Below are 20,296 nucleotides of genomic sequence, written 5' to 3'. Positions count from 1 at the left end.
TAACTACTATACCCGAAATATTCTCAAATGCAAGCTTTGCGTCTTTTGGCGTGTCGCTTGGCGTGTCATATATTCATAGCAACTGTATCAAAATTGCTGCGTTAAGGAAACAGTTTTGATACGTGCTTAATATTCATAAGCTTACAAATTTTTCTAATTTGAAGGATAGAAAATATTTAACATAAATTCTATTCACAAAATAAGCAAAATGCGGTTAAACTGTAACAGTACTCATAAAGACGGTAATAAGATATATCAAATATTTACAGTAGAGAAAGATATTCTATGAATAACAATGATGTTTCTGACAAAAATAGCGACGTACAAAAAACTCAAATTATAAATAACAGCGCTACATCATATGATAAGAACCCGAGTAATATGTCTCACAATCCCAATAATCCAAAAAATCCAAAAAATCCAAAATCTAAAAAACTTAAACATATACTCCTAACTATATTAATAATCGTTTTAGCAGCTGGTGTCATAGGTTCGATTCAGCAAAATAAACCAAACAACACTAAAACCAAGTTAAGTGCATCAGAATGTAAAAATATAGCAAAAAACTATGTAGCCGATGACTTTTTGTCCTTGAACGCTATTAAGAAAAAGATGACAACTTCCGGATGCTCCGCGAAAGATTCCGAATCTGCTATAAATTATTTAGACGACACTTACGATTTCAACAATGTGGCAGTAAGAAAATTAAGGCTACTCGTAGAAGATGATAATAATTTAACTAAAGAAGACGCAAAGTCAAAACTTGAAGATCTTAAGTTTGATGAAACAGAAATAGAATTTGCTATAAATCATTACTCTGACGAAATCTGCTCCGTAAAAAAGAATGACTTGTCTTGCGAAATTGAAAAGGATTCAATTTTTGCCCAAAAAGACAAAGACAGCAAATCCAAGGATTACAAAGACAATAATAAAAATAAACCAAAGTCGTCTTCAAATGGGGATTCTGACAATAAAAATCAAACTAACACTAACAAAACAGGCACAAAAAAGAATTCAACAAACAAATCATCTGTAGATAGTTCCAATTCAAATTCTACGCAATCTGAAAATGGGAACGCAGAAGAACAGCAAGTGAATCAACAACCCGCCCAAGCACCAGTTGAGCAGAAGGCGCCAGCACCTACCCCACAACCAGCTCCCGTTCCTCAGCAACAACCTCAGCAGCAGCCTCAACAACAGCAACTTCCTCTAGTACACCCGGGAAGCTTCTGCTCTACTTCCGGACAACAAGGAGTGACTATACGAGGAACTCTTATGATGTGTAAACTAGGCGCGAACGACGATAGATTGCGTTGGCGCAAAGTACGGTAGCTTGTAGTTTGTAGTTCTGTCTGAAATTCCTTACAACGCTGTAATGGAACTTCAGACAGAACTATACCCACTCTTAATTACTCTTACTTTCAGATTTCCACTTTTCTATGAGTTCTATGGCTTGTTTTTCTTGCGCATGAAGAAAATGATCATTGTCTCTATTTTCGTAGTTTATAGTAAACGAAGCTAATATTATTTGCTCTTCTTTAGTGAATTCGTCTAATCTGCTTTTATCAAAATTTTTTATAGAATCATAAAATTCTTCTTCAGAAACTAGATTAAAACAATTTTCTGAAGAAAATTTCCAGTTTGTTAGGGCATTATATGTTGTTAAACATAAGAATTTAAGCTTATTCTTCTCAGTATTAAATATATTCTTAACAAATGAGATTGCATTTTCTTTATCAATACATTTCCATACGTAAAATGCTATACGGAATTGGTAAGAACTTAATATATCCTCTGAGTCTGAAATGGCTTTAATTTTTGCCGCATAAATTTTTTCAATATCTGCTAAATGTTTAAGGCTAATGAATTGAAAATCTTTACGCTCATCTTCACATCCATATTTTTTGTAGGCGAATCCAATATATCTAATTATTGTAGATGTTGTGCCAATGTTGTATTTATTAATATTTTGAACTGCAGAACTGATAATTTCATATCTATCATTTTCATTCTTTAATCGAGCAATTATGTTATATATTAAATCTTCGGAATAATCACATGCGGATGTTTTGAATAAATTAGATGAGTCTATACATTTAAAGTCATATTGCAATTCAAATAATGTAGATGCAATTAAAGCAAGTCTATTATTTGATATTTTATTATCAAGAAGTAATGCTTCTATATTTTCCAAAAAGTATAGAATATTGCCATCTTTATTAAAATTCTTAACTTTTTGCATGAAAGCAAATTTGCTACAATTATTTATACATTCGAGAATTACTTCTCTTTGAATTTTTATACTTGATAAATTAAAACTGAAATATAAATAAAATTTCTCAATAGAACCAACGCGCATTTTACTAATAAGTTCTTCTTCAGATTGAGGGTTTGCTAATTTATGCTTATTAATGTCTTTTGCAAATGTAGGAAACATAGTTGAAAGAATATCTATTACTTTGTTACAGTCAAATTTAAGACTACTAAATTTCTCATTGCAATATTTTAAGTAATCTATGTTATCCTTGCCAATCATTAGATGACTATGTTCACTGCATCGGCATAATGCATATGCATTATAAGAAATCCATTTATATAACTTCGGCTCGAAGATTTCTATTGCAGTAATAGCTAATAAATCAACAAATGATGTTTCTTTCCATAAAGCGGCATATTTGAATTGGAACGCGTTAAGTAATCTATTAATATCTCTTATATTTTTAATATATGGTTTTACGCAATTTTCAAGCACTTTTTCAAAATAATCATTGTTTTCAAATTCTTCTTCGCAATCATTTTTGTATACAATTTTATTGAGTCTACTTTTTAATATTTCATGCACTGTTGTTTTATCAATTTCGGGAACTTCAAAAGAAACTTGAACAATTTTCTTTAAATATTCATCTCCGTCAATATTGTGATATTCAGACAAAGCATTGCAAACAATTTCCCTATCCATCGTAAGTACATAAATGATGTTAGGAAAATCGCCTACTTGTTTCACCAATTGGAAAATGTCTTTAATCTGAGGAGTAGTCAATCGATCTATATCATCAATAAAAACAATTATTTTGTGGTTAAAATCTTCTAGCGCCTCACACAATTTTTCTTTAGCTTCATTCAAACTAGGATTTTTCATCAATTTAGCACCTACTGCTTTGAATGTAGTTTTCAATATAGGAGCGATTGCAGGCCCAACTACTGGAATAAGTAATGAAACGTCAATAATATCGGAATATTGACTTATAGCCTTTCCGATTTTTCCTTTGTTCTCTTCTCCTTTAGCTACGCCTAATTTATTCTTCAATTCATGGAAAAATAAACTAATCAAATTGTTTTTATCCGAATAATTCCATGGCGAAAATCTAATAATTATTGGATTATGATTTTGATCTTCTTCAGTTTTTTGTGAAGTAAAAATTTTTTTGATTCTTTTATATACTTTTGAATACCATTTTTTCTTCTCTGATTTATCTACTGGAATCTCAGATATTGCCATATTTATAATAGATGTCTTACCGCTACCCCACTTTCCATACAAACCGATTACAAGACCATCTTTGCTATCATACTCACAAATCGATTTGCCAAATTGTTTAGCAAAATCAGATCTTCCCAACAAATCTTCATCGGCTTTTTCAATAGGTTTATCCGCAACGTAACTCATATACTTTCTCCCTACTTTTGCAATTGCAGTATTCCGTATAATAATTTATATTCTAATCATTTATGCAAAATTATCCTTTACTTAGTTTTCTTACAATATTAAATATTCCATAAATTGGGTTATAAATTTATAAACACAAAATTTAGAAAACACTATCACATAAAACACGAACTGGCATATAGGGTATTGATGGTTGAAAATCAAAAAATAAAGGAGCCAACACAACGCCTAAGGCGAGTAAATCAACCGACGGAATGAAACCGACTTTCAACGCAGGAAGACTCCTATAACTCATGCTACCAAATATTGCTTTATTTACAAATTTGACTTTGTTTATATGCTTTGTATGTTAAATCTAATTTATAGAGTTGATGTGTAAAGTTCGGTATTCTCAAAAGAAATTATCGATTGCTGGATTGGTTTATATCTCTAAAATTGCAAACAATAAATTGCGACTATTTATATTTGTATACTAAAATATTCTCATTAAAAGCAACAAGTTAGTTGGAGATTAAGAGATTATGGAAGATAAAAGTCTTGATTTAACTAAACCCGTTCTTGGTTTTTTGAAGACAGAGAATAATGATTCTTCTGAAACTGTAGTTATGTTACACGATAACGGACTGAAATTTGAACTGTCTGTGTTATTTAAAGAACTTAGTGGTCAAATTTTTAGGTGGTTTTTAAGGAGAAGAGTTACACATATAAAAACTGATGCAGGATATGAAACAATAAATAGATTGCCTGTACCTAATATTTTGCAGGTTTTATCTCTAGACAATGTATATACGCTAGTCGGATGCAGAGATGTAAGATCATCTACGAATGTAATGCGTCAAATTGGAATTGGTACAATTACATGCGACTACATAATCGTTGGTTCAAATGAAAAACAATTCGAAAAAATAAGTAATTTGCGAACAAGTTGTTCAAACCTATATGATTGGTTTACATATAGAGGAATTGGAGTTAACAATCTTACAGATAATGGCGAAAGTATAAGAATAGATATTAAAAAATCTTGCAGCAAAGAGTTATGTAAAATAAATTCAACGCCAAATGAAATAGATGAATCACCCATCAGCCTGTCGCTTGCTATCAATCAGCAGCTAAGAAAAATATCAAAAAATGGCAGTATTGTAAGTTTCACAGAAGAAGCATTTATTGAGACACATAGTGAAACACAATTGAATTGGGAAAAGCATATTTCAATTCATAATTGGATTTTAAATCTTATCTCTATATCTAAATTAGAGCGATGCGAATTTTCAAAAATGGAAGTAGGCGTGGAAAACAATAATACTTGCAATGATTCAACAGTAAAATGGTTCCATGTTCTTCATCATTTAAATGCTGGCGCACAAAACATTTATAAAAAGCATAATAAACAATTCTTGTTTGATTTTGACGATATTAATATTTGTGGAATAGAAAAATGGTTTGAATTATTGCAAAGATATGGAAGAGCGATGGGAATAATATCTCACTTAGCAAAAGAGCAAGATAATCTTCCAGTTGAATCTGTGAATATAATCTTAGGTGTTGCACTAGAAGATATTGGGTGGGAAATAATAAAAAGTACAGGTCGTGAAGATAGGATGAAAAAGAAAAATGGAAAAACAATTGAAGAATTGAAATATTTTTCTTGTGCATTAGACACTATAAAAGAAGAACTAGGTGAATATTTTCAAATCGATAGCGAAGATTTTGATTGGGTAAAAGAAATGAATGATATTTATAGGAAAAATAAACATGCGGATGCTAACGAAAATATAGGAAAAACCACGAAAGACTATGAAAAAATGTACAGAATTAATGTTTGCTCTATGAATATTATTAGATTATGGATTGGCAAGCAGCTTGGAGTTGAGTTACCAACAATGCTTAAAAGACTTAATTCGAACATATTTAAATACAATGAGACATCTATATAAAAACACGCATACTGAATCATTTTATCTTGCATAAATATTAATTTTATGCAAGATAAAATGATGAATAGAATAAAAAATAATTAAGATAAGCCTAATTTACTTTTTAGGTACAACTTAGCCAAACTAACGAGTATATCAAAAGGAATATTAATAATTTTATCCGAAAAATTATTTTTTATCTTTTCCCATATTTCGTTAGAGCTTATAGAATCAAGAAAGTCATTACCACACCAAGTTATATCTAGAACGATAACATCTACAACACCAACTCCTCGTTCGTCGATATGTACATTAATTAAATTACCTTCTCCCATTATTTTCATGTTGTAAATAATTTCTTCAAGAGAGTATTTGCTACTTTTCTCGGCAATTTCGCTCGCTCTAACTTCTTTATCACTTTTAGAAACTTCAATTAAAATTTCGCGAACTAAATCCATATTTCTTCTCATAAGTTTATGCTCCTTTATAGATTGTTATTTAAATTTTTTACACAAATATCATATGCAAAAGTTATACAAGCGTATTAATCACATCTAGACCGTTTAATTTATGCTCGGCATCTAGCACATCCCAATATATTGAATCTTTAGTGAGTTTTAATTTTAGAACTACTAAGTTGCATAAGACTAGTTTGTGGTGATTGGTACAGATATTTTACCTTTTGCTATTACCACGCTGTAGTATATAGCGTAGCATTCAACATAGTGTTCTCCTCGAAAAACCGTATATTCTTCTCTGGTGTTAGAGCTTGTACCATCAATAATTTGTCCTCTTATACAATTTCGTTTTTTAGCTTCTTCTCCACAGTTGCATACTTTCCATTTGAGACTATATGGTGTTGGGAGATCTGTATTTGTTATATAAAATTCTAGTTTTTTGTTTGGTTTAAGCCAAATATGATTCATTATCATATCTCTTAAATTAGCTGGTCTAAATCCATCTTGTGTTACTTTGCACTCAAGATTAAGCTCATATCGTAAATCAATAGGATAAAAACTTTCGATAAACTGTTCCGTGTCATCATACGACGTAAAAAGATCCTTGGCTACTTGTTCATATTCACTTAATGGGACAAATTTTCCAAAGACCTCCCGCCATTTATTGTATGACTTAACTTCATCGCTTTCATCAATAGCAGCACAACAGAGATCATAGGCTTCTAAAGCTTTTACTTGAAAATTTTTCTTGACCTTTACTTTTTGATTGCTGCCTAGAGCATTCCAGGATTCTTGTTTGGGTAAATTGCTTAGATATTTAAAGAAATCTCTAATCATATAATCAGGATGATTTGTAGCGTTAAAATATTCATCATTATCATTGAGAAATCTCCATGCCATAGTATCTATGAGAAGACCACCCATAATAACATCGTGTTTATTGTTCCATGCCCGAGCTAATTTGCATATTTTTCTAGCATTTCCATTAGAAGCTGTATCAAGGTCAGATATAGCTTTAATCTCATCTCGGGGTTTTGTTGTTTTCCAAGAATCGGAATACGTATCTGGATACAAAAATGAGCCATCCTCTTGTTCAAAGACAGGTTGCACTTCAAATTTATAATTTTCGAAATTAACTACAACAACTAGTTGATTTACTCGAATATCAGTTCGTGAATAATGGGTTACTATAGCTTGTTTTACTTTAGATAGAACTTTGCATGTACCTCCTGACACATGAAATTCATCATATAAATGAGAAGGAAGAATATAAAGAAAATCTAAATCAGAAACTCCATTAATGGCTGTACAACGTCCCCATGAACCTACCATTAACCGATTGTCTGATTCTGAATCTGAATCTCTAAATTCTCTATTAAGAGCTTTTGTAATTTCATCTCTACGGCTTCTAATTTCTTCCTTATTAGAAATCTTAAGATTGTCGAAGATTTTATCAAAAACGTCTAATGCACTCATACAACTTATATTTCTTCCTATTCTATTCTTCCTGGGGTTCTGTTATCAATTTCTTCTTGTGATGACTGAGGTTTTTCGTTACCGTTTATAGCAGCATTAGCTTTGTTATAATCTCTGGCTGTTGTTCTAGGTGCTGTTGATAGTACGTCATGTTCTTTAAGTTCTAGCTCATCTCGAATTTTACGTGCATTTTCGTCTGAAATGGCTGAAGATCCAAGATCAGAAATTAATGATTCATATCTTTCGAATAAATAGCGAATTTCAACAGCTGACTTTTGATGTTCTGCTATTTTTGCCTTAAAATCAAAAAATTCACCCGAAAAAGAAGCACCTGTTGCTAAGGTCGCGATAAGTGCTACGGCGAAATTTCCCCAAATTTCGTTTAACATAATCCCAGCAACACTTGTAATCAGTGTGCCTGTAGTCACGACAGTTAAGCCAATTGAGAATCTTTTGCGCCATCTTTCCCAAGATTCATATCTATCAGCAGCTTTTTCTTGTGTGCGATAAGTGTATAAAAGACGATCTGCGCGAGCATCAAGTAAATGGATTAGTTTGCTTTTATTTTCCATTGCATGCCTTGTACTAATTCATGTCTTTTATAGAGTTGAGGATATGCTGCTTTTCTTCCTCGTTTAGACCATAAAAGTTGAAAAGCTGCTCATCAATTTCATTTAAAGATAAGTTCCAATTAATTGGTGAATCTTTACTTAAATCAGGAACTGGCACAAAGCGATAAGTTTGTTTTGTGCCATGTTGGCTGACTTTTGCTTGAGCATGAAGGAATCTAGAGAATTTTGTCTTTAGATAGTTAGATAAATTATTTGCATCTTTTTCATCATTTACTAAATCAAAACCAATTACGATGAAAGTTTCTGAACAAACGGAATTCGGAATGGCAACAAAACAATTTTGGTTGTCGTCTTTTAGCTCAGTTCCTATATTATTAGCATAAGGTGTAATTACTTTCCACTTATCAATCCAACTATTATTTGATCTTATAATGTTTTGTGAAACATATCCTGTCAGCTTGGATTTGCAATAGCAGGTAACTGGGGATTCAAGTGTGCTCTTATCTAAACTAAAAGCAGTAGTCTTAAATATATCTCCATCTAGGCCGAAGGGTTTTCGTGATGAAACATGATCCGCCAAAGGTTTAAATGAACTTCTGCTTAACAATTTTTTAACAATGGAAACACCTATAGAATCACGCAAAAAGATATCTAAATGAAAACTGTTTAATGGTCTAGTCGCATTATATACATGTTTATTTTCATAATGAGTGAATATCTGTGTTCCACTACTATAATCTGCCTTATAAGTCTTATCAATCAAGAAATAGCAAACACCACCACGATTATTTGTATCAGGGAACACGGTTTCTGGGTTAATAAAATCATGAAGCTGACTTATGTGTGTATTTGCAAGCATATGCTCTCTAAATTGATCGAGTCCTTTTCCTCCTGCGTACCAACGTGTCGGGATAATAAGAGTAGCCTGATTTGTACTAAGCTGATTAGTGATTTCAACAAATTTATGGTAAATAGGGCGAGCGCTAGCTTGAGCCCCACCATCACTCTTCTGATACGGCGGATTCCCCACAACTGCTCCAAATTCCACTTTTTCACCCCCTTGAATGTTATCTTGTAGTGTAATCTTATCAAAATCTTTCTTCTGACTAAGAAGTTCAGTTATTCGATTATAGTCCACCTCCTCGTTATCTTTTTTAATATCGAGCAGGTCGTAGCTTGTAAAGTTCTTAGCAATGCAAGCAATATTTAGTCCAAGTATTTCGTAGAAACGTCTTGTGAACTCATATGCAACGCTTGAAGTAGGAATAGCGTAGATACTATTTCTTATTTCGTCAAGCGAAAAGCCTAATGCCTGTAGACGTTTTACGAGCGCTACTGTATATTCGCCTGCCTTTGATGCAATATCAAGTAATTTTTCACCTGATTTAATGATGTTGCGCAATTTGTCTTCGGAAAGCATCGCAACCATTTCATCAGCCACTTTTATTGGAGTTATGATTTCAGACGAAGACATACGGCTAAATTTAGCAAGTGAAGTTACAGCACGTTCAAGAGGATTCAAGCTTTCATCACTTGCAAGTGTAGATATATTTTGGATTTTATAATCTAAAGCACTGAGCTTAAAAGCATTGAGCGAATTTCGCAAAACCTCGAGATTATCTGTATTTATACCTAGGTTTTTAGCAAGTCGATCATTTTTACCGTTATGCAATGTTTCTAAAATGTCATCTAGTGACTTTACTGATTCTGGGCAAAGGAACGAGAAGAAGAGGATGCGCTGATAATATGTGCGTATCTTGTTTTCTAAATCTTTGATTTCTTTATCATCTGTTATATCTGTGGAAGATGGTTGTTTATGTGACTCTGTTTTCTCATTATGATCATCCAATATTTCATCTGTATCATCATTAACATCAAAATCCTGACCATCTGTTTCACTCGCATGAGCTTCCAGAGTTAAGCCTTCCTTAGAGCCAAATGGGTTTTGATCTTCAATTACCTTCAGCATATCTTTGTTATTTAGGATTGAGAGATCTATCGGTAAATCCATTACCTCGTCGGTAATTGAACGAGAATTGTTGTAATGACTAACCTCTTTTAAGATATCAGTAGCTTGCACCTGTTCCAAGCGATTATGATTCATCGTAATAACTGGTGATATACGAAGCTCATCAGAAATACGCTTGTCAAGCAATGAATTACCATTCTTTTCAGTGTTAGCATTGTAAATTAAAGATTTTTGCTCCTGCATAGTAAATAAGCGATGTGGATCAAAATCTACCAGCAGAGTTTGCGGTTTTAGGCACTCTTTTATAATTTTTGCGCCGTCACTTAGTTCACGAACATATTGGTTTTGTAAGCGAAATATCGCTTGATCGTATTCTTGCGGACTAGATGTGTCTTTTAGATAAATCATCGTGTCCCATTGCTCAACAGTTGAGCCTGTAAGCATTCTATTCACTGTTAAAGTGAGTGTCTTCTTTCCTTCTGATTCAAGTTTTGCAATACGATTTTTAATATCGGTTGGCATATGGAAGTGGTGTTGTGCATCTACGCCTGAAATATTTAAAATCTCATACTCACCGAGATTCTTAAATTCTAAAGCATGGTCATTAATAAGCTTTTCCATTGCATCGCAAGAAGCACAATACGGCAAAACCATTACAATATGCCTGCACATTTGACCTTGCTTAATTTTATCGTAGTCTAAAAATCCTAAAAGTTTTGAGTCACTAGAAGTACCATCGATAATTTTTAGAAGGTCAAAAACTTCATCTTCGTGTACAAATTTTTGATGCGCATTTGTTTTTGTATCTTTCTTAATGGATTGCGGCTTAAAGAGAGCAGATAAAGTAAGACTGACTCCATGCTTTTTCAGTTCATTCATTTTTTCTATAGCTCGCTCGCTTGGATGAAAAGCAAAACGAATCATTTGAGGAAAACCAAAATAAGGGTTGTCCCATTCATCAACATCATCCTTATATAAGTTTTCAGCATCCCAAGCTGCCTGTTCGTGAGCGATATCTGTAAATTGAACAAAAGAAATAATATCTTCTGGTTCAAATTCTGATCCCATTAAAATTCGATAAGGCGTTCCTGAGAGATGCAACCGCACTTTAGCCTTTAATTCCTTGATTTGCTTATTGGCATCTTCCAGATCTATTTGGTCATCTTCCTGCTTATCAAGAAACTTAATATTGTATTTTAGGTCTTTTTTCTCGTCTGTTTGCACATTGCGCAAAATTTCGCCATAACTTTGAGCGCGAGCGCCGAAATGTGTTTCATCAACAATTAATAAGTCAATTTTATTTTCAAAGACTTGTGCATGTTTTGCCTTAATCTCAGTACCTTGCAAGTCTTGTAATGTTAGGAAAATAACCGCCGTTTCATCTTTGGCATGAATATCTGAAATTGCGTTATCGTTCTCTAATAATTCTTTTGAACTTAAAAAGTTATAGCCTTCAAAATTACCTGGCTGTTCTACGTTCTTCTTCCATTCTTCACGAACGTCTGCCTTAGCAGAAACAATAAGCACAGTCTTTGCGTTTATGGCTTTGGCGCATGCAAGCGATGTAAATGATTTACCAAACCGCATAACAGCATACATCAAAAGATTTGTACGTCCTGAATTCACTGCCTTTATAAAATTATCAACTGATTCTTGTTGATTTGGGCGTAGTGTCCACTTTGCACCTCGCTCATAGTGCACAGTAACAGGCAGTCGTTTATTGGAGTCATAGTAGGCATATGTAGAGTTTTTTAATTTATATTGCTCGCATATATCGTTAATAGCTTCATCTAGTTCAGAAGTATTAACATCTTTAAAAAATTCCCTACTATAGTAAACATTATTTGTAGATAAATCTTCTGGTTCAAGGCGTTTTTTGCCGAGCAAATTTTCTAAATAATCATGCACAGCATAGTCACGAAAATATACATTATCCGAAACTGTTGCTTCATGCTCATATTTTTTGATTAAATCAGGAAATTTTTGTTTCCATTCGTTTAATCTAACGCTAATTGGTCTATATGTATCTCCTACCTTTAAATAATTTGGTATTGCACCAGTTTGGAAAGCATAAATGTGGGGCGTTACTCTTCCAAAAATAAGATTATCTAACAATTCAAGATTATCTACTTTCTTCATTATCTTTCTCCTGTAAAAGTAAGTCATTAAATTTGTTGATTTTATTAGCGCGCCAATCTTTTATTTGACAGGATGATGAAGTTTGTGAATCTGTATTCTCTTCAAAATCAAATAAAGTTGGCTGAGTATTTGCATGTATCTCACTACAATAAGGCGGATATCCTGTAAGTCCATCCATTTGCCAGATGTTCCAAGAGATAATCGTTGCTATGTTTAAAAGCTCTGATTCTGTAGGTTTTCTATTAAGTGAATCACGCATATAATCAACATATGTTGCAAGAAGGTTTTCTCTTGCTAGAAGCAGACTATCTCCTTGATATTCAAAACCATAAATAGATTCAAATGCACGTTTAGACCATTTGAGCCATTCTGTTTCATTATTAGTATTCTCTTTAACTACTCTAAGCTTACGGTCCAAAAGTCCAATACGTTGCTTAAGTGGAATTATTTCTCCAGTTGTTGCATCATATCTGCTAACTAAATATGGAGCTTCTCCGCACGTTATTTCCATTCGACGTTCATCTACATATGTCATCCAATTTTTTGAGCGTTTCTCTGAAAACTCAATTTTTTCTGTTGTAGAAATCCAACTTTTATCTTTACTATGGTTAAAAACATCTTTTCTATCAAACCACGCTTCGTCAACTAAATTATTTTGTTCATTGCAAATCCAAGATGGGGTAAATACCTCAGCCTTATTTTTAGTTCGAGATATTTGCAATTCACGAGATTTTGATGTTCTAGGTGCAATCAACCCTGCATATTTACCAGTAATTGAAGCAACAGTTATTTCGGAATGCGCTTGATGAGTATCACCATAATTTTTATAGTCATTCGTTGCCCAGCAAATATTGCGTTTTGTTGTATGGTCTAACAATAAAGCAGAGAAAACCTTAGGATATTTCTCATAGAATGTTTGTTCATCAACATTTTGCTCAAAAGCATAATCAAAAATTGATTTACTCATTTACTCATTTCCTTAAAATCAACCACCGTTTCAATCAGTCTTCAATTTTTAGTCAAATAAGCAAATAATTCTGTTGATATACCAATATAATTAAACTATTTTTTATTTTAAACTTACTAATCAAATTACCGCCGCAATGACTCTATTCTTAAGTTATATTTTACATATATTTATTAAATTTGTATCTATATAATCTGGTTATAATTCTCATTCTTACACTATAAATTACACATAAATATCACTTATCCCTACTCACTTTGAGAAGAATAATCAGATAGATCTATCCTCATTATATTTAAAAATTATGACTGCAACAACATAGTCATAAAATTTGTAAAAATATCAAAATTTATATATGCTCGCATGTACAACAAGCTCGCATCACTATAGGAAGTGTGATTGCTGTTATAAAAGAGTCACCAGTTTTGCGTGCAGCTCTAGCATATTTACTTTTACAAAGCAATACACAATTAAATTGTGAATCTTCTATCACCTTTTATACGCAATTGTGGTGTTTAAGACTAGCGCGAGTAACTATTAAAGATTCAGTCGACTATCTACAAAATTAACACTCAAATCTGATTGACATTTTGGGAATAAAACCCAAAAATCCCGATGAGATTTACACACCGGGATTTTCGTTATTTAGAATATTTTCGTTATTTAGAACTCAACATCAAGATTCAACATCAAACTTTATACCGCGGAAAATAAACTCCCCCAGCAAACCTTCGCCTTCTGCATCAACTTCAACGCGTTCACCATCTGTTAAGTCGCCAAGCAAAATCTTCTCACTTATGGCATCCTCAATATCGCGCTGAATAACTCTGCGCAACGGTCTTGCTCCAAGAAGAGGATCAAAGCCCTTTTGCGCAAGAAGATTCTTAGCTGCATCTGTAAGCTCCAAAGTCATATGACGTTCAAACAGACGGTCATTCAAACGCTTAACGTCCAAATCAACAATCTGACGAACCTCTGGCTCAGTAAGCTGACGGAATACAATCGTATCATCCAAACGGTTTAGGAATTCCGGACGGAACTGACGCTTCAATTCCGAATTAACCTGATCCTTCATTCTCTGGTAAGATGCATCCGCATTATTGCCAAGACTAAAACCAGTATTCGCTGACTTAGCAATATCACGAGTACCAAGATTTGTAGTCAAGATAATAATCGTGTTCTTAAAATCAACTTTTCTTCCCTGGCCATCTGTTAAATGACCGTCGTCTAACACTTGCAAAAGCGTGTTGAAAATATCTGGATGAGCCTTTTCAATTTCGTCAAAAAGCACCACCGAGAATGGCTTTCTACGAACCTTCTCTGTAAGCTCGCCACCCTCCTCGTAGCCAACATATCCTGGAGGAGCACCGAAAAGACGAGAAGCCGCATACTTTTCCGCAAACTCCGACATATCAACACGAATCAAAGCATCATCATCGTCGAACAGGAATTGAGCTAAGGTTTTCGCAAGCTCTGTCTTACCAACTCCTGTAGGACCAGCGAAAATAAACGATCCAGAAGGACGCTTTGGATCTTTCAATCCTACTCGCGCACGACGAATAGAACGAGAAAGTGCAGAAACAGCCTCATCTTGACCAATAATACGCTTATGAAGCTCCGCTTCCATACCGAGCAACTTTTTGGATTCCGCTTGAGTTAGCTTAACAACAGGAATACCAGTTGTATTAGAAACAACAGATGCAATAACATCCTCGTCTACAACCATATTCACATTAGACTCGCCCTCACGCCAAGCCTGCTCTTTATTCTTACGTTCTTCCTCAAGCTTTTCCTGCTCATCTCGCAAGTCGGCAGCCTTCTCAAAGTCCTGATTCTTAATAGCTTCATCTTTCTTTTCTGAAAGTTTAGAAATCTTAGAATCAAGTTCCTTAAGCTCTGGTGGCTCTGTCAATCGCTTAATACGTAGGCGAGCTCCAGCTTCATCAATAAGATCAATCGCCTTATCTGGCAAATTCCTATCTTGAATATAGCGAGCAGACATTTCTGCTGCAGACTGCAAAGCAGCATCCGTAATAGTTACGTGATGATGATTCTCGTAGCGCGCACGCAAACCTTTCAGAATCTCAATTGTCTCTGCAATAGAAGGCTCTTGAACTTGAATAGGCTGGAATCTTCGTTCCAAAGCCGCATCCTTTTCAATATACTTTCTATACTCATCGGTAGTTGTAGCACCAATCGTCTGTAGCTCACCACGCGCAAGCATAGGTTTAAGCATGTCAGAAGCACCCAAAGCACCATCTGCAGACCCAGCACCAACAATAGTATGAATCTCATCAATAAATAGAACTATATCTCCACGAGTCTTAATTTCTTTAAGCACCTTCTTTAAGCGCTCTTCAAAATCGCCACGATAACGAGATCCAGCAACCATCGAACCCAAGTCAAGAGAATAAACCTGCTTGCCCTTTAACGTTTCTGGCACATCTCCAGCAACAATCTTCTGTGCAAGACCTTCTACAACAGCTGTTTTACCAACACCAGGTTCACCTATAAGAACAGGATTATTCTTAGTTCTGCGAGAAAGCACAACCATAACGCGCTCAATCTCTTTTGAACGACCAATAACAGGATCAAGCTTCCCTTGCTCAGCTTCTGTAGTAAGATTCCTTCCGAACTGATCTAGCAGCGCAGAACCAGACTGATTCCTCTTATCCTGCACTCCTCCAGCATTAGCCAAATCACCCTTCTGACCGTCTTCTGGTAATCCAGAATTTCCTCGAATCAAATCCATTGCAGTGCTACGAAGATCTCCTAAATCGACCTCCATCTTAATAAGCACCTGCGTTCCAACACCTTCGCCTTCTCTAATAAGACCTAAGAGAATATGCTCGGTACCAATATAGCTGTGCCCCAATTGCAATGCTTCACGCAAACTAAGCTCAAGCACTTGTTTAGCATGCGGAGTAAAAGGTATGTGTCCACTAGGCGAGACAGTACCAGTGCCAATCATTTCTTTTATTTGTTTACGAGTATTGTCTAATTCTACGCCTTTGGCGTTTAAAGCTTTTGCTGCTATTCCTTCGCCTTCTCTAATAAGACCTAAGAGAATATGCTCGGTACCAATATAGTTATGCTGAAGAGAGCGCGCTTCTTCCTGAGCTAGCACAATCACACGCCGAGCGCGGTCAGTGAACCGTTCAAACATAATTGCCTTCCGTTCTTATCCTTCGTTCTATGGTAACGAGTTGCCATGACTCTAACACTATTTTTAGTGTTACTCATTGGTTAATGACGACTTATTTAAATCTTCAGAATTGTCTGCAGAATCCGAGTCATCTGCAGAATCCGAGTCATCGCCAGATTCTGCATAATCTGCGCTATCTGCATCATCCGAAACATCACTCTTATCAACATCATCAGAATTATCAGTGCTATCTGCAAAATCTTCTGATTCAATATCTTCATTAGCTTTATTATCTTTATTATTACTTCTATCAATTGAATCAATTTCTGCAGAATCGCTATTTTCGCTATTTTCGCTATTTTCACTGAACTCGTCAGACTCGTCTTCAATTATCAACCTGCGATGTTTTTTACGATTTTCCTTACTATCTTCAATCGCTTCTTCGATAAGCTCTACATCTGCTCTCTCGTCTCTAGGAGCTTGAGGAGCTATCTCAATATGATAATCGTCATAGGCTGGAGTCGATTGAATCCAAAGTTGTGATGGCTCTGGTGGCTCTATTTCGGAATGCTCTCCACACCCGTGATCTAATGCCACCACTCTCCCATCGTCTGGGCTCCACATATTTGCGCAAACTCCAAACATGTTTCCTAAGCTGCCAGCTAGCGGAATCATAAATCCGCAGGATGAACACGCTTTACCATCCGCAATTTTAGTAGAAAGCGATTTAGGACCATGTTGTCCCGAATACCATCGCTTCGCCGTTTGAGCTATTGCCTCAGCAGTCATAACCCTCTTACGAGTTAATCTAAAAGTCTCAACTGCTTCTTCAAAATCTTCTTGAGATTCTTTAGACTCATTATCTTCTTTAGATTCATTATTTTGCTCTGTTTCGTCATCCTGTTCGGTTGCTGGCGACTTATCCGATTCAGAGCATTCAGTTTCTACAGAATCTTCAGAAACATTTGCTTTAGATTTTTTATAATCTAAATCTTCTGGATTAACTCCAGATTCAAGCCTTTCATCATATTCGGCTGTACCAATAGAGTCCATAACCGAAAGATCCGTTGGCTTAAGTCTATCTTTCCAAGGAATCCAAGGTGGAGGTAGTAAAGAATCCTCAGTTGGGGCAAGAGTTGACTCATTAACTGTCCAACGATCAACATCAGCATCGTGGTACAGCGTTACTGACCACTGCCAACCTTCATACCCAGGCATATTGCAAACAAATCTAAAATCGGTAACATCACTACCAAGATCTGTAGCACTTACGAAATCTCCAACAGCGTTTTCACGCTCTGAAGTTTCCACAGCAATACTATATGCAAGCTCCTGAGGATTAATTACTTCATCTGCCATAAAAAATCCTGTTAAATATCAGTCCTGCACGTCAAAATTGTCTGCTACAGCACGCAACAAATGCGCAAGTTTCTTACTCTCAGCAGTAGACGGATAATGACGACGTCGTAAACCATTGCCTGCAGAATCCAAAAGCTTAATAAGGTCTTCTACTATTGCAGCCATATCTTCAGCTTTTGGTCTTGTGGCTTTTACTAGCGAAGGCGCAGAAGCCACAACAGTGAGACCCATTGCCTGTGGCCCTTTACGACCTTCAACAACAGAGAATTCAACACGCGTACCTTTACGCAGCTCTTTCACTGATTCTGGCAGCGCAGAAGATGGTAAGAATACATCTTTGCCCTCCTCATCGCATATAAAGCCATATCCTTTTTTAGAATCGTACCAACGAACACGCCCGTTGGGCATAACACACCTCACTCGAATTCATTAAATTCTATGCGAATCATCATATTCTACTATAATCCACATAACATTCACTCGGCTCACGCTTTATCAATTGTAGCGCATGAATCCCGAACAATCTAAAACAAAAACTATAAGCAATAAATTATCCGAAAAAACATGTCAAAACAAGCAAAATTATAAATAAAATAATTAATAATTTAAACTATTATCGATTTTTACAATATTATTATCGGTAACCATGCTAGAAGTATCTTTATTCTTAACCTTCTTATTATTCTCATCGTCAAATATCACATTCGGCAACACAACCGTAAGAGTTAAACCATGAGGCTTAGATTCAGATGATTCGCTTCCTGCCATTGTATCATCAATAAGCTGATCACTGCTGGTCCTAGATGCACAAGACGTAGTAGCACATATAAAACCACGATGAGCTTTAACAACAGACTGAGCAATAGACATACCTAAGCCAGTACCACCCTTTTCTCTAGCACGAGATGGATCTGCAATATAGAATCGCTCAAATATGTGAGATAAAGATTCTTCAGGTACGCCAGGTCCATGATCTACCACTCGAATAACCACAAATGAGCTGCCTGTTCCAGTAGATTGGCTCACTTCCGCAGCTTCTAAGAAGTCTTTCAATGAACGAGATACAGATCCCATTTTTTGAAGAGCTTCAGGAGTAATAGAAGCCTTTAGAACACCCATACCTATCTCTACTGGAGAATCGCTTGGAGTATAGCGATGAATGTTTCCAACAATATTTGTAAGAACTTGTCGCAATCTAGCTCCGTCACCCTTTAAAGTGACTTTAGGTAACTCACCTGGAGTAAAAATAAACTTTCTATCAAGACTGCAATTTGTTGGCTTAGAGCAATTCATCAACTTCCAGTCATCAGCTAAATGCAAAGTGCCTTGCTGAATAACTCGAACTGGATCTAACGCTCTCAAATCATTTGCCGCATCAGAAAGAATAGGAGTTACTTTAACTGTCTGAGAAACATTTATTCCTATACCCTCGTCAAATCGCGCCAGTGAAAGCAAATCTTCTACAAGTTCCGTCATTCTTTCACTAGAAGCCTTAATATGAGCAATAGAATCATCAGCTTTTTCTTGCTGACCAGGCACACCTCTCCACATGTAGTACAATTCAGCGTATCCATGAATAGCAGCTAATGGAGTACGGAGTTCATGACTTGCATCAGAAACAAATTGTTTCATTTTCTCAGTCATTGCTTCCTGGTCGTTAAATCCTTGTTCAATATTAGAAAGCATAGAGTTCAACGAAGCAGCTAAAGATCCAACCTCCGTGTTCTCTGGTGCGGAAGGTACTCGCCTACTTAAATCTCCTGAAGCAATCTTCGACGCAGTTTTTTCTATTCTCTTTAGTGGAACAAGAGTAGATTGAATAATAAGAGCGGCTAAAACAGCACCAAGAAGGATAACTGTTATACTAACCATCACACAATAGCGTGTAAGCGTATTAACAGTATCTAATTGGTCACTTAAAGAAAGAGCTATATAAACATACCCTCTAACATGCATTTCGGAATTATATCCGCTTCGCTGACCCCATGTAAGAACAAGAACTCGCCAAGGAGATTCCGCAGCTTTTGCAGTTGTTTCATCAATGCTTTTTACATCTCCATGTACACGCGCTGGAGCAGTAAAAGGCCTACGTCTTACAACAACATTATTAATTTCTCCATCTTCTGGAAGAGTTGGCATAGAAACAACATCACCTTTAAGTTTTGGAATCAAAGGTGTAGTAATAATCTTGTTATTAGTGTCTCTAATCTGCAAGAAATAATCATTAGGACCTGCAGCCTGTTCTCCAGAATCCTTACTACGAAGTAAATCTATATTGTCGTAAATAAGCTGAGCCTGATCTGTAAGCTGAGCATCGGTTTTATCCAGAAGATAACTGCCAACTAATTGCCTAATAGAAAGAGAAATACACAATGCAGCAATTGTAAGAACAACCAAAGTACACGCCACCAAACGAGTACTCAACGGTATAGCATCAATATGCCTCCGCAACCATTTGGACTTAGATTTATTCTTAGTTTTTTTAGGATTATCACCAGAATAAGTCACTAATTCGGCTTTAACATTTCGATCAGCACTAACTTCGGACTGATTTAATCCGCTGTTATCAGAACCAGATGTTTTGGAACCATTATTGTAAAGCGAACCATCCACAGATTTGCTCTCACGCAT

12 protein-coding genes are annotated in these 20,296 nt (G+C 35.4%); 2 read left to right on the top strand and 10 right to left on the bottom strand.

Features of this window, described 5'->3' with window-relative positions; translation table 11 throughout:
- Window positions 1–285: 285 nt before the first annotated feature.
- Window positions 286–1,332 carry a hypothetical protein gene (locus HXT25_RS05915; RefSeq protein ID WP_101886416.1) on the top strand — a complete coding sequence of 349 codons (1,047 nt, stop codon included), beginning with the start codon at window positions 286–288 and terminating at the stop codon, window positions 1,330–1,332.
- Between the two features lie 73 nt (window positions 1,333–1,405).
- On the opposite strand, the gene HXT25_RS05910 is transcribed toward HXT25_RS05915, so the two are convergent.
- Window positions 1,406–3,667: a KAP family P-loop NTPase fold protein gene (locus HXT25_RS05910; RefSeq protein ID WP_101886415.1), complete on the bottom strand. Its 2,262-nt coding sequence runs from the start codon at window positions 3,665–3,667 to the stop codon at window positions 1,406–1,408.
- Between the two features lie 521 nt (window positions 3,668–4,188).
- On the opposite strand from HXT25_RS05910, the gene HXT25_RS05905 reads away from it, so the two are divergent.
- Complete coding sequence (locus HXT25_RS05905; RefSeq protein ID WP_422118802.1) at window positions 4,189–5,601, top strand: hypothetical protein; 1,413 nt, start codon at window positions 4,189–4,191, stop codon at window positions 5,599–5,601.
- An 80-nt stretch (window positions 5,602–5,681) separates the two neighbouring features.
- On the opposite strand, the gene HXT25_RS05900 is transcribed toward HXT25_RS05905, so the two are convergent.
- The 9 genes from HXT25_RS05900 to HXT25_RS05860 all read right to left on the bottom strand — a co-directional run bounded on the left by HXT25_RS05900 (window position 5,682) and on the right by HXT25_RS05860 (window position 20,296).
- Window positions 5,682–6,050, bottom strand: coding sequence for a DUF2513 domain-containing protein (locus HXT25_RS05900; protein ID WP_019261551.1), 369 nt, complete (start codon window positions 6,048–6,050; stop codon window positions 5,682–5,684).
- A 177-nt stretch (window positions 6,051–6,227) separates the two neighbouring features.
- On the bottom strand, window positions 6,228–7,514 hold the full coding sequence (locus tag HXT25_RS05895; protein WP_422118801.1) for a nucleotide-binding domain-containing protein: 1,287 nt from the start codon (window positions 7,512–7,514) through the stop codon (window positions 6,228–6,230).
- A gap of 17 nt (window positions 7,515–7,531) precedes the next feature.
- Window positions 7,532–8,086 (bottom strand): SLATT domain-containing protein, encoded by a 555-nt coding sequence (locus HXT25_RS05890; protein ID WP_101886412.1) that lies wholly within the window; start codon window positions 8,084–8,086, stop codon window positions 7,532–7,534.
- A gap of 13 nt (window positions 8,087–8,099) precedes the next feature.
- On the bottom strand, window positions 8,100–12,194 hold the full coding sequence (locus HXT25_RS05885) for an Eco57I restriction-modification methylase domain-containing protein (protein WP_422118800.1): 4,095 nt from the start codon (window positions 12,192–12,194) through the stop codon (window positions 8,100–8,102).
- On the bottom strand, window positions 12,178–13,161 hold the full coding sequence (locus HXT25_RS05880; protein ID WP_422118799.1) for a restriction endonuclease subunit M: 984 nt from the start codon (window positions 13,159–13,161) through the stop codon (window positions 12,178–12,180). Before HXT25_RS05880 ends, HXT25_RS05885 begins: the two co-directional genes overlap by 17 nt.
- A 676-nt stretch (window positions 13,162–13,837) precedes the next feature.
- Complete coding sequence (locus HXT25_RS05875; RefSeq protein WP_004112655.1) at window positions 13,838–16,327, bottom strand: ATP-dependent Clp protease ATP-binding subunit; 2,490 nt, start codon at window positions 16,325–16,327, stop codon at window positions 13,838–13,840.
- Window positions 16,328–16,396: 69 nt separating this feature from the next.
- Complete coding sequence (locus HXT25_RS05870) at window positions 16,397–17,665, bottom strand: DUF3027 domain-containing protein (RefSeq protein ID WP_422118798.1); 1,269 nt, start codon at window positions 17,663–17,665, stop codon at window positions 16,397–16,399.
- Window positions 17,666–17,683: 18 nt separating this feature from the next.
- Window positions 17,684–18,073, bottom strand: coding sequence for a cold-shock protein (locus HXT25_RS05865; RefSeq protein WP_004115360.1), 390 nt, complete (start codon window positions 18,071–18,073; stop codon window positions 17,684–17,686).
- Between the two features lie 189 nt (window positions 18,074–18,262).
- Window positions 18,263–20,296, bottom strand: a complete 2,034-nt coding sequence (locus HXT25_RS05860) for a sensor histidine kinase (RefSeq protein ID WP_422118797.1) — start codon at window positions 20,294–20,296, stop codon at window positions 18,263–18,265.

Source organism: Gardnerella sp. DNF00476, from assembly GCF_049262735.1.
Classification (GTDB): domain Bacteria; phylum Actinomycetota; class Actinomycetes; order Actinomycetales; family Bifidobacteriaceae; genus Bifidobacterium; species Bifidobacterium vaginale.
This window is presented reverse-complemented; position numbering and strand designations above follow the sequence as displayed.